This window comes from Proteus mirabilis ATCC 29906 (genome assembly GCF_000160755.1).
In the GTDB taxonomy this organism is placed as follows: domain Bacteria; phylum Pseudomonadota; class Gammaproteobacteria; order Enterobacterales; family Enterobacteriaceae; genus Proteus; species Proteus mirabilis.
The window spans coordinates 461,780-474,195 of the sequence record NZ_GG668579.1; the positions used below are offsets into that span (position 1 = coordinate 461,780).

General features: G+C 41.7%; 9 protein-coding genes and 1 pseudogene. 5 read left to right on the top strand and 5 right to left on the bottom strand.

The genetic code is table 11. From position 1 onward, the window contains the following. Nucleotides 1–24: 24 nt before the first annotated feature. A complete protein-coding gene (gene alr / locus HMPREF0693_RS13020) occupies nt 25–1,116 on the top strand; it encodes an alanine racemase (RefSeq protein ID WP_004245898.1) in 1,092 nt (363 codons plus the stop codon). 55 nt (nt 1,117–1,171) lie between these two features. Continuing rightward, nucleotides 1,172–2,365, top strand: coding sequence for an amino acid aminotransferase (locus HMPREF0693_RS13025; protein WP_004245899.1), 1,194 nt, complete (start codon nt 1,172–1,174; stop codon nt 2,363–2,365). 121 nt (nt 2,366–2,486) lie between these two features. Here HMPREF0693_RS13025 and HMPREF0693_RS13030 read toward each other — a convergent pair whose 3' ends face one another. The 3 genes from HMPREF0693_RS13030 to uvrA form a co-directional block, all read right to left on the bottom strand. Continuing rightward, on the bottom strand, nt 2,487–3,836 hold the full coding sequence (locus HMPREF0693_RS13030) for an L-cysteine desulfidase family protein (RefSeq protein ID WP_004245900.1): 1,350 nt from the start codon (nt 3,834–3,836) through the stop codon (nt 2,487–2,489). A gap of 61 nt (nt 3,837–3,897) precedes the next feature. Further along, nucleotides 3,898–5,229, bottom strand: a complete 1,332-nt coding sequence (locus HMPREF0693_RS13035) for an SLC5/6 family protein (RefSeq protein ID WP_004245901.1) — start codon at nt 5,227–5,229, stop codon at nt 3,898–3,900. A gap of 650 nt (nt 5,230–5,879) precedes the next feature. Continuing rightward, nucleotides 5,880–8,714: an excinuclease ABC subunit UvrA gene (uvrA, locus tag HMPREF0693_RS13040; RefSeq protein ID WP_004245902.1), complete on the bottom strand. Its 2,835-nt coding sequence runs from the start codon at nt 8,712–8,714 to the stop codon at nt 5,880–5,882. 252 nt (nt 8,715–8,966) lie between these two features. Here uvrA and ssb1 point away from each other — a divergent pair, with 252 nt between their 5' ends. Next, nucleotides 8,967–9,491, top strand: coding sequence for a single-stranded DNA-binding protein SSB1 (gene ssb1, locus HMPREF0693_RS13045; RefSeq protein WP_004249162.1), 525 nt, complete (start codon nt 8,967–8,969; stop codon nt 9,489–9,491). A gap of 342 nt (nt 9,492–9,833) precedes the next feature. Continuing rightward, nucleotides 9,834–10,364 carry a zinc uptake transcriptional repressor Zur gene (gene zur, locus HMPREF0693_RS13050; protein ID WP_004245904.1) on the top strand — a complete coding sequence of 177 codons (531 nt, stop codon included), beginning with the start codon at nt 9,834–9,836 and terminating at the stop codon, nt 10,362–10,364. Between the two features lie 192 nt (nt 10,365–10,556). Here the strand turns inward: zur and lexA are convergent, their stop codons facing one another. Further along, nucleotides 10,557–11,168, bottom strand: a complete 612-nt coding sequence (gene lexA / locus HMPREF0693_RS13055; RefSeq protein ID WP_004245906.1) for a transcriptional repressor LexA — start codon at nt 11,166–11,168, stop codon at nt 10,557–10,559. 127 nt (nt 11,169–11,295) lie between these two features. Continuing rightward, nucleotides 11,296–11,667 (bottom strand): diacylglycerol kinase, encoded by a 372-nt coding sequence (locus tag HMPREF0693_RS13060; RefSeq protein ID WP_004245908.1) that lies wholly within the window; start codon nt 11,665–11,667, stop codon nt 11,296–11,298. Nucleotides 11,668–11,797: 130 nt separating this feature from the next. Here HMPREF0693_RS13060 and HMPREF0693_RS19570 point away from each other — a divergent pair. Further along, nucleotides 11,798–12,416 (top strand): annotated as a pseudogene (locus HMPREF0693_RS19570) (glycerol-3-phosphate 1-O-acyltransferase PlsB); the annotation flags it as partial.

Sequence of the window (12,416 nt, forward strand, 5' to 3'; positions counted from 1 at the left end):
AATAAAAGGAAATAGAGAAATAACATGAAAGCGGCAACCGCAGTAATAGATCGCCGCGCTCTGCGTCACAATTTTCAGCATGTAAGAGACTATGCACCACATAGCCACCTGATAGCTGTCGTGAAAGCAAACGCTTATGGTCATGGGTTATTAGAAACAGCATATACTTTAATGGATGATGCTGATTGTTTTGGCGTAGCACGTATCGGTGAAGCCTTAACATTACGTAGTGGGGGGATTGTGAAACCCATCCTACTACTTGAAGGCTTCTTTGATGCTGTTGATTTACCCATTTTGGTGGTTAACCATATTGAGACTGTTGTTCATAGTGAAGAGCAACTCGAAGCGTTAGAAAATGCCGATTTAGAAGAACCCGTAAAAGTCTGGATGAAGCTCGATACTGGAATGCATCGTTTAGGCGTCCGTCCTGAAGAAGCTGAGGCTTTTTATCAACGACTTTGTGCTTGTAAAAATGTCCAACAACCCGTCAATTTGGTCAGTCATTTTAGTCGCGCGGATGAGCCTGATATTCCTGAAGTCACACAAAATCAAATTCAGCTATTTCAAGCCTTTATCCAAGATAAAGCGGGTGATAAATCTATCGCTGCTTCTGCGGGAATTTTATTTTGGCCACAAGTCCATTATCAATGGGTTCGCCCTGGGATCATCACATACGGTATCTCACCTACGGGTGATAACAGAACAGGTAAAGACTTTGGTTTAACCCCGGCAATGACACTAAAAACGAGCCTTATTGCGGTTCGTAAACATAAAGCAGGTGAACCCGTTGGTTATGGTGGCACATGGGTAAGTGAAAAAGATACTTATCTGGGTGTTATTGCTATCGGTTATGGTGATGGTTACCCACGTAGTGCACCTTCTGGCACCCCTGTTTGGATCAACGGTCGAAAAGTGCCGATTGTTGGACGCGTATCCATGGATATGATCAGCGTCGATTTGGGATCTGAGCTAATTGATCGTGTCGGTGATGAAGCTATTTTATGGGGAGATGTGCTACCCGTAGAAGAAATAGCCAAATATAGTGGTATTAGCGCGTACGAATTAATTACCAAATTAACTTCGCGCGTCATTATGGAATACCTAGACGAACAATAGCACACAAGATATTGTATCTATCTGGCACACAAAAAGTGATTGGAGAATAAAAGCCGTGTTTCAACAGGTTGAAGCGTTTGCGGGAGATCCGATTCTCTCATTAATGGATGTCTATAATAAAGATCCACGTCAAGATAAAATTAACCTAAGTATTGGTCTTTATTATGATGAAGAAGGCAAAACCCCCATTCTAGGCACTGTGTCTGTGGCGCGTCAGCAGCTTAATGCGATGACACCTACCGCAACACTGTATTTGCCAATGGAAGGACTCGCCCCTTATCGCCACGAAGTACAGACTCTCCTTTTTGGTGCTGATAACCCGCTTATTGCAGACAAAAAGATTGCTACCATACAAACATTAGGTGGCTCCGGAGCGCTAAAAGTCGGCGCAGATTTTCTACATCGCTATTTTCCAAGCTCTGAAGTTTGGATCAGTGATCCCACTTGGGACAATCATGCGTCTATTTTTGCGGGCTCCGGTTTTAAAGTAAATTATTATCCTTATTTTGATCCCGAAACCAAAGGGGTCAAATTCGATGCATTAATAGATTGCTTTAAAAAGCTTCCTGAAAAAAGCATCGTACTGATGCACCCATGTTGCCATAATCCAACAGGATCCGATCTCACCAAAGTACAATGGGATCAGGTCATTGAGATCCTCAAAGCGCGTCAAGCAATCCCTTTCCTTGATATTGCTTATCAGGGATTTGCTGAAAGTTTAGATGATGATGCTTATGCGGTTCGCGCTATGGCCAAAGCGGGGTTACCTGTATTAGTCAGTAACTCATTCTCTAAAATCTTCGGGATTTATGGGGAACGAGCGGGTGGCTTATCGATTGTATGTGATAACGCGAAAGAGTGTGAGCATGTATTAGGGCAATTAAAAGCGGGCGCACGTCGTATCTATTCAAGTCCTGCTAACTATGGCGCACAACTGGTTAATCAAGTTTTATCAGATCATGTATTAACCGCACAATGGCAAAAAGAAGTGGCTCATATGCGTGACCGCATCAAAGAGATGCGTGTAACTTTAGTTAATGCCTTAAAAGAAGCATTACCTGAGAAAAACTTTGATCATTTATTAACACAACGCGGTATGTTCAGTTATACCGGCTTTTCACCAGAGCAAGTAGATAGATTACGTGAAGAGTTTGGTATTTACCTGATTGGTACAGGTCGTGTTTGTATGGCGGGTGTCAATAACAATAATGTGCAGCGCATTGCACAAGCCTTTGCAGCCGTCAGTTAATTAATATAACCAACCATTCGTTGCTGATATTAGCTTAAAAAAATACCTGCCTATTTTCATAAGCAGGTATTTTCTTTACTGCATTACAACATTTTTCACTGTCTTTTTAGGTCTTTGCCTTTTATGCATTGACAGCTTGCTGCTTTTCCCCGGCATTACGGCGTGCTTTTTCTTCCATGATCTCAATAATTTGAATATCTGTATGTTGCATTGCACGACTGGCTAATGCGCAGAGATTCGCAATTGAACTATCAACATCATCACTGACAATCCCGTCAGTACCCGCTACACTTTGATTTTGCATCGCCATCAAAACGGCTTTATACGCACTCGCCGCACTACTTGATACTTTCATCGCACAGCTATTTGAGGCGCCATCACAGATAATGCCACTAATATCACCAATCATACTGTTGATTGACATACTTACAGTGGTGAAGTCTTTAGTCAGTAGCCATGCCATACCCGCAGCCGCCCCCATTGATGCAGTGGTTGCCGCACACAATGCAGACAGAGGTGGGAAATGGCTATGAACATAAATCGCCATTAAGTGCGATAAAACTAATGCCCGTAATAAAGTTTCGTCATCTGCTTGAATAAATTCAGCAACTACCATTACCGGCAATGTCGCAGCAATGCCTTGATTACCGGAGCCTGAGTTACTCATAGCAGGTAATACAGCGCCCCCCATACGTGCATCTGAAGCGGCAGACGTTCTTATCATGATTTCACTCAGTAAATCCTTACCTAATAAGCCATTCTCTTGCTGTGAAACCAGCGTCCGCCCTATCGCCAATCCATAACTATTTTTTAGTCCTTCTTCTGATAAAGCACCATTTAGATAAGCCGCATCAAGCATAAAGGCGACTTGATCTATAGGTACATTGAGTGCAAAGCGATAAATATCTTCAGCACAAACCGTCGCAAAAGGCTTTTCTTCTACGCTATCCCCGGCATGAGTCAAACTCGTTTTATCATCCTCAAAAACAACTTTGCCATTACACTCACAGCGCACAACATGGGTATGCTCTTTAGCAATACTGACAATGGCATAACCTGACTGACCATATACTTTTGCTTCGGAGTAGAGTACATCACTACATGGCGTTTTCACGCCAACCGTCACTTTTCCTTCAGCAACCAATGTCTTAGCCTGAGCGATAGCTTGTGGTGATGCTGTAAGTAATACTTCAAGGCCAGCATCCGGATTGCCCCCTGTCGCCCCTAATGCAGCCGCGATGGGCAATCCCGCCATTCCCGTTCCTGGTACTGTTACGCCCATTCCGTTTTTCATTAAATTAGGCGAAACCCACGCTTCAATACCAACAACAGGCTCAGCTAATAATGCGGTTGCTTTTGCCGCAGCTAATGCCAATGAAATCGGCTCAGTGCAACCTACTGCTGGCTTAACACCTTCACGTAATTGACGAATAAACTGCGACCATAAATGAGAATTATTGTTCTGGCTCATAATCTAACACCTTGGATTAATATCGTTTTTAATAACAGCTAACTCGAACCGCAGTTGACGACTATGAGAATGCCAAGAACGGAGAAACACAAAGTAGCAGACCCGTAAAGATAATCAGATAAAGTGATGCGCCTTTGTATTTATGTAACATCGGTACTTTGTACACTAGGTATGCAGGGATAAGACAACCGACCATACCAAAGATAGGACTACAAATTGAGGTAAAGCTCAGTACTGGTGCATTGAGAATAATGGCGCCCCAAGCTAACAGCACAGCAAAGATCATAATGCCGTTTTGTACCCATTTTTCATTGATTTTTTCAACGGGTATCATGCGTTGCAGAATATTCATCACAATCCCTTGTGTTGCTTCACGGAAACCGAGATAGACACCAAAGAATGCGGTCATTACTGCGAAAATATTCAGCATCACACTCACTACGGTTACCCAACCACCAGGGAAGAATTTTGCCGCAATCGCTAATGCAGAGATATTTTGCTCATAAGCTTTTACTGCTTCATCATGTCCCATTGCTAATGTGAAGGAGATCGCATAGAAAAACACCGTACAGAACAACACACCGAAAGCGATATTCATTGCACGTAATGCTTTATGACGCGCTACTTCACGATTTTGGTTACGACTACGATAAGAGATAACCATTGGGCTTAATGTTTGGATAAACAAAATAGAAGTTAATGTAAAAGGTAGTGTGATAATGGCTTCTTTAATTAAACGTCCGGCAGGTGGTAATGCGCCAACATTATACAGATGCCACATACCAATCATTGAAAGACCTAATGCCGCAACAACCAGTAGTTTTGTCATTACCATAAAGCTTGATAGCTTAAACAGTAATTGTTCACCACGAGAAGAAATAGCCACTAACGCACAGATTAAAATCAGACCATAGAACGGATTTTCTGATAATAAACCGTCAGTCACACCAAAAGTTTGTAGATAAGAAGCACTGTCATTCGTGATAGCTGTGGAATAGACAAACATCCAAATCACTAACATCACAAAATAGAGTGCACCTAATAAAATACCCCAGTTTTTACCGAGATAACCGGTGATAACGCTTGGGTAGTCTTTACACTCAGGAGATTCAGCCAACGTATTAATAAATAGGCGTTGGAAAAGGTACATTGCGGGGTAACCAATCACGGAGGAAAGTAAGAAAACCCACAATCCCATTAAGCCAACCTGTACAGGTAAAAAAACAATCCCTGCACCGATAGCCATACCGATACTCATGATAACCCAGCCCACATCATTGCCGTCAAATTTAATTGCTGCACGCCATTGTTCTTCTGTCATACCTGCTCGGCGAGCGCCAGCACTAGTTGCGGGATAGCTTGTTGTCTCTGTTTTTGAGGAAGCCGTTTCCATATTAGTACTCACTTTTTATATTGTAATTGTTAATAGCAAAACGAATTTGGGGGTAAAAAGAACTATCTAACTTTGCGATGACCTAATAGCCTTACTTTTTGCAGGTATTTTTATTATGGGTAAATGATAGGAAATATTGCGGAGAAAAAAGTTGTTATAAATCGTGATAGCTGAAAACGTTTTGGGAAATAATTCTCTCACAAGGAGAAAAGTAGGATTATCTGTTCAAAGGGAACAGTAAATAATAACCTTCCCCCTACGGCAACCTTTTAATTTACATAACACATTGAAACATAACACAATATCACTATTGTTATACAATAATAGTCAAGTATAACAAATGAAACAAATCCATGAATAAACTGTGCTATGCATCACGATATACTATGATAATCCTTTCTATTTAGCTTTGTTATCTCGTATTTAGTTAAAATAATGTAATAAAACAGCAGAATTAACTATTTATTCTTTTTTTATAAAAAGAGTGTTAATTATATAAAAAGCGGCTATCAGCGTGACTGACGAAAAAAGAATAGTTTTATCTAATAGAATTAATTTCTCTAATAAAATATCAAATTCCTTTTTATAAAGAAAAACGCTACAAACAAAATTTGTAGCGTTTAGACAAGAAGTGCGTAAACCGTGTGCTATTAATAACCGCGCTCTAAAATTGGTTTCAAAAACCTTGCCGTGTGGGAGCCTTCAAAGTCAGCAACTTGCTCTGGCGTACCGGATATCAAGATCTGACCACCACCACTGCCTCCTTCAGGCCCTAAATCAACGATCCAGTCAGCGGTTTTGATCACATCGAGGTTATGCTCAATCACCACAATCGTATTACCCTGATCACGCAACTGATGGAGCACATCAAGAAGTAACTCAATATCGGCAAAGTGCAAACCCGTGGTCGGTTCATCCAAAATATAGAGGGTTTGGCCTGTACCCCGTTTTGACAACTCTTTGGCTAATTTAACCCGTTGTGCTTCACCACCCGATAACGTAGTGGCAGACTGTCCTAAACGAATATAAGAGAGTCCCACATCAATCAATGTTTGTAGCTTACGCGCTAATGCGGGCACCGCATCAAAAAACTCTCTTGCTTCTTCGATTGTCATATCTAGCGCTTCGTGAATATTTTTCCCTTTATATTTAATCTCAAGGGTTTCACGATTATAACGTTGCCCTTTACACTGATCACAAGGCACATACACATCAGGTAAAAAGTGCATTTCAACTTTTAATACACCATCGCCTTGGCAAGCTTCGCAACGCCCCCCCTTCACGTTAAAACTAAAGCGCCCTGGCGTATAACCGCGAGCTCGTGATTCTGGTACACCAGCAAAAAGTTCACGGATCGGGGTAAATACTCCGGTATAAGTCGCAGGGTTGGAACGTGGCGTACGACCGATAGGACTTTGGTTAATATCAATCACTTTATCGAAGTGCTCTAATCCCTCAACGTCTAAATAAGGTGCTGGCACGCTATTAGTGGCGCCATTTAATTGACGTTGGGCAATGGGGAATAACGTATCATTAATTAAGGTTGATTTACCCGAGCCAGATACACCAGTAATACAAGTAAATAAACCAACAGGTATTTTTAAATTAACGTTTTTTAGGTTATTACCTTTCGCCCCTAAAATAGTGAGCATTTTTTCGCGATCAACAGGAACACGCTTTTCAGGGATAGCAATACGGCGTTCGCCACTTAAGAATTTACCGGTTAATGAGTTGGGATTATTAACAATATCTTCCAGTGTACCCTGAGCGACTATCTCACCACCATGAACGCCAGCACCCGGCCCAATATCAATAATATGATCAGCGGCACGGATAGCGTCTTCATCATGCTCAACGACGATCACCGTGTTACCTAAATCACGCAAGTGGATCAACGTTTCCAGTAGGCGATCGTTATCGCGTTGATGCAAACCAATTGAAGGCTCATCAAGTACATACATTACCCCAACTAATCCAGCACCAATTTGGCTTGCTAGGCGAATACGCTGCGCTTCGCCGCCTGATAATGTCTCCGCTGAACGAGAAAGAGTGAGGTAATTTAATCCCACATTGACCAAGAATTTTAATCTGTCACCAATCTCTTTTAATACTTTTTCGGCAATCTTCGCTCGCTGACCACTGAGTTTTAGATTTTGGAAAAAGCTCATCGCATGACCAATACTGTAATCCGCAATTTCAGGTAACGTGGTATTTTCAACATACACATGGCGAGCTTCGCGACGTAAGCGAGTACCACCACAAGAGGCGCAAGGACGATTGCTAATATATTTAGCTAACTCTTCACGCACCGCACTCGATTCTGTTTCACGATAGCGGCGCTCCATATTATTTAATACCCCTTCAAAAGGATGATGGCGAACCACAACATCCCCTCGATCATTGGTGTATTTAAATTCAATATTTTCTTTACCTGAACCGGATAAAATCACTTTCTGGATCTTGTCGGGTAATGAGTCAAAGGGAGCTTCAACATCAAAATGATAGTGCTCGCCTAATGAGCGCAACATTTGGAAATAGTAAAAATTGCGCCGATCCCACCCTTTAATCGCACCACCGGCCAGAGAAATTTCTCGATTCTGGATCACCAAATCAGGATCGAAAAATTGTTGAACCCCTAAACCATCACAAGTAGGACACGCACCTGCGGGGTTATTAAAAGAGAATAACCGTGGCTCTAGTTCACTCATGCTATAACCACAAATAGGACAGGCAAAGTTTGCAGAAAAAACAATATCTTCAGTACTGCTATCGTCCATATCAGAGATAACAGCAGTACCGCCAGAAAGCTCTAATGCGGTTTCAAAAGATTCTGCTAAACGTTGAGCCAGATCGTCACGAACTTTAAAGCGATCAATGACCACTTCAATGGTGTGCTTTTTCTGTAACTCCAAGGTAGGGGGATCTGATAAATCACACACTTCACCATCGATACGAGCACGAATATAGCCTTGTGCAGCAAGATTATTGAGTAATTTTACATGCTCACCTTTGCGCTCTTTTACGATTGGCGCCAATAACATTAAGCGTTTACCTTCAGGTTGCGCTAAAACATTATCCACCATTTGGCTTACCGTTTGAGCCGCTAAAGGGATATCGTGATCAGGACAGCGCGGTTCACCCACACGTGCAAATAATAGACGTAGGTAATCGTGGATCTCGGTAATGGTACCGACCGTTGAGCGTGGGTTATGTGATGTCGATTTCTGCTCAATCGAAATAGCGGGCGATAACCCTTCAATATGATCAACATCAGGCTTTTCCATTAAGGAAAGAAACTGACGAGCATAAGCTGAAAGCGATTCAACGTAACGCCGTTGGCCTTCCGCATAAAGCGTATCAAAGGCTAAAGAGGATTTACCTGAGCCAGAAAGTCCCGTAATAACAATAAGTTTATCGCGGGGAATGACCAAATTGATATTTTTTAGGTTATGGGTGCGAGCGCCCCGTACTTCGATTTTATCCATGAATATATCCCGGATTAAGTGAGTCGCCGAAAAAGAAAGAATCGGATAATTATGACACAAAACTAGCTGAATGGATATACAGTATATATATTGAAACTGAATGATAATGAAAATTTGCCATATTAAGACAATAAAATGTCGATCCTGTTCTCAATGGAGAAATTCATTACTCATCATATTCAAATTTTAGCTTACGTGATAAACTTCATCGCTTATGATTTCAAAAAATTTACTTTCGCAGGAGTACCTCACATGGCGAGCAGAGGCGTTAACAAAGTTATTCTTATCGGTAATTTAGGGCAGGATCCAGAAATCCGTTATATGCCAAGTGGTGGTGCAGTGGCAAATCTGACACTAGCAACTTCAGAAAGCTGGCGCGACAAACAAACCGGTGAAATGAAAGAGAAAACCGAATGGCACCGTGTGGTCATTTTCGGCAAACTAGCAGAAATTGCTGGCGAGTATCTGCGTAAAGGTTCACAAGTTTATATTGAAGGTCAATTACAAACACGTAAATGGCAAGATCAAAGTGGTCAAGATCGCTACAGCACTGAAGTTGTGGTGAATATCGGTGGCACAATGCAGATGTTAGGTGGCCGTGGTGGTCAAGATAATGCACCTTCACAAGGCCAAGGCGGTTGGGGTCAACCTCAGCAACCACAAGCATCACAACAGTTTAGTGGTGGCGCACCATCTCGCCCAGCACAACAACCCGCAGCGGCACCAGCGCCAAGTAATGAACCACCAATGGACTTTGATGACGATATTCCGTTCTGACGGTTACTTAAGAACTTACCTTATCTTCTAAGTCATATAACATCAAACGCTAAAGCCTGTTATATCATTAACGGGCTTTTCTTTGTTTCATGCTTATCCCGCATTTGCCAATCATATTGTCACACCTTGTCTATTTCCCATTGACTATTACTCGTTCATCATTGGCGTTAAGATAAGTCTTGTGAATGAGTATTAGCCCCTTTCACCATGGTTAGATTTGATTTACTGATAATGACAATTTATAGCGTTATTTTCTCAAAATCCCACTTTCCACAAAGGTTTGCTCAAAAAAAATAATGGTAAGATCATCGTAATTAATCACGTCTGAGAGCATCCTATCCTATGAATGAAGAGAAATTGCTCGCTCAGGCAGAAAAGATCTGCCAGAAACGAGGTGTTCGCCTGACTTCACAACGTCTGGCAGTATTGCGTCTGATCATGCAACAACCTACCGCAATCAGCGCTTATGATTTATTAGATTTATTACGCCAAGTAGAGCCTCAAGCTAAACCACCTACCGTATATCGTGGATTGGAATTTCTACTTGAACAAGGTTTTATTCACAAAATAGAATCCACCAATAGCTATGTGCTTTGTCATCATTTTGATGATGCTGAGCATACTTCGGTGATGTTAATTTGTGATCGTTGCTTATCAGTCACAGAAAAAAGTAGCCATAAAATTGAAGGGGCGATCACCACACTCGCTAAAGATAATGGCTTTCATTTACGCCATAGTGTGATTGAAATTCATGGGCTGTGCGCTCAGTGCCATGAAGCCCAAGCCTGTACACATCCGGAAGGTTGTCACCATGATCATAGTATGGATGATAATCTTAAGCAGAAAAAAACCGGTGACTATAAGCCTCGTTAAGCAGATAAAAGATAAAAGTCAGCGGAACATATGTTTTTTTGTATAAATTAAAAAGAGAAAATGCAGATGATTTTATGTTTTTACACATCATCTGCATCTTTTTGACGTTCTCCCCGCCCTGATGAACTGGAGGACGAGGTTTCGGCGCATCTGGTACAATAATTTGTATTGATTGAATGACTTAGATACAAATTACAGCCATTCGCCGTTACGGATAACCCCTACTGCTAATCCTTCCACAGTAAAGCTCTGCTCACGTAAATCAACGATAATAGGTGAAAACTCTGGATTTTCTGCGTGCAGTTCTATCTTACTACCGACTTTCTTAAATCGTTTTACGGTTACTTCATCTTCAATACGTGCGACAATCACTTGGCCATTATGGACATCTTGTGTTTTATGCACAGCAAGTAGATCGCCATCCATAATACCGATATCTTTCATCGACATACCATTAACACGCAGTAAAAAATCTGCGCTCGGTTTAAAAAGCATAGGATCAACTTGATAATGGCTTTCGATATGCTCTTGCGCTAAAAGTGGTTCACCGGCTGCAACTCGTCCAATTAATGGTAAGCCTTCAGGCTCTTCTTCAAGTAGCAAACGGATACCTCTAGATGCACCAGAGACAATTTCTATCACGCCTTTGCGAGCAAGTGCTTTTAAATGCTCTTCTGCCGCATTAGGTGAGCGAAAACCAAGTTGGGAAGCGATTTCCGCCCGTGTTGGTGGCATACCCGTTTGCGAAATGTGATCACGAACCAAATCGTAAACCTGCTGCTGCCTTGCAGTTAATGCTTTCATTCCGCCCCCTGTTTGTTTATACAGTCAGACTGTGAGTATATACAGGTATATGCCGATTGGGAACTACAAATGCATATAAAACACGCATCTTTGCATTATTTTTCGACAATTGTCGATTTTTTTTACTTTATGCAAAAAAATGATGCCAAAGAATGGTTCCCCAAGTAAATAATCCCAATATAATAGCGACGAGAACGGCAGCTGATCCCATATCCTTTGCTCGTCCTGATAATTCATGACGTTCTGTACCAATGCGATCGACGACAGCTTCTATAGCACTATTGACCAGTTCTAAAATAACGACAAGGACGACTGAACCAATCAATAAAATGCGCTCTAGAACACTGACATCGATAAAAAATGCAAGGATAATTGCTATTAAGGTCACAATAGCTTCTTGTCTAAAAGCGGCTTCATTGATCCAAGCGGCGCGTAAGCCCTGATATGAATAGCCACCAGCTTTAATGATTCGGGTAAGACCTTTATTTTGATTAGCCATAATAAACTCTATCGAAAACAAACGATTATTTTGCCACTTTTCTCTATTAATATTGTCACAGCACCACAGATCTACGAAAGACTTTCTGTTATGCTTTCGAAGTATTGCTAATAAGAGGCTACAACTATTTATGTCAGCTTGGCGTAAACTATATTATAACACATTGAATTTACCACTGAAATTGTTGGTAAAAAGTAAACGAGTTCCGACTGATCCTATCACTGAGTTAGGCTTAGATAGGTCGCGATCTTTCCTTTATGTTCTGCCTTATCACTCTAAAGCAGACTTACTGACATTACGTCAGCAATGTTTATCTCTTGGCTTGCCAGATCCTCTGCAACCCATAGAAATTAACGGAACCAAACTGCCAGCCTACGTCTTTATTGACGATGGTCCTAGAGTATTCCGTTACTACTCTCCCGATCCGCGTAAAGATTCAGTGAAAACATTCCATGCTTATCTTGATGCTCATCGTAACAATCCGCATCTTGATATTGAAATGTTACCTGCTTCAGTGATGTTCGGTCGCTCACCGGGTCGAGAAGGTCATAATGGTGTCCCCCATTTGCGCTTATTAAATGGGATCCAAAAATTTATTGCCATCCTCTGGCTAGGTCGAGATAGTTTTGTCCGTTTCTCGCCGACCGTATCCATGCGCCAAATGGCGAATGAACATGGAACCGATACCAGCATTGCTCGAAAACTTGCGCGTGTGGCACGTATTCACTTTTCACGTCAGCGTTTAGCAG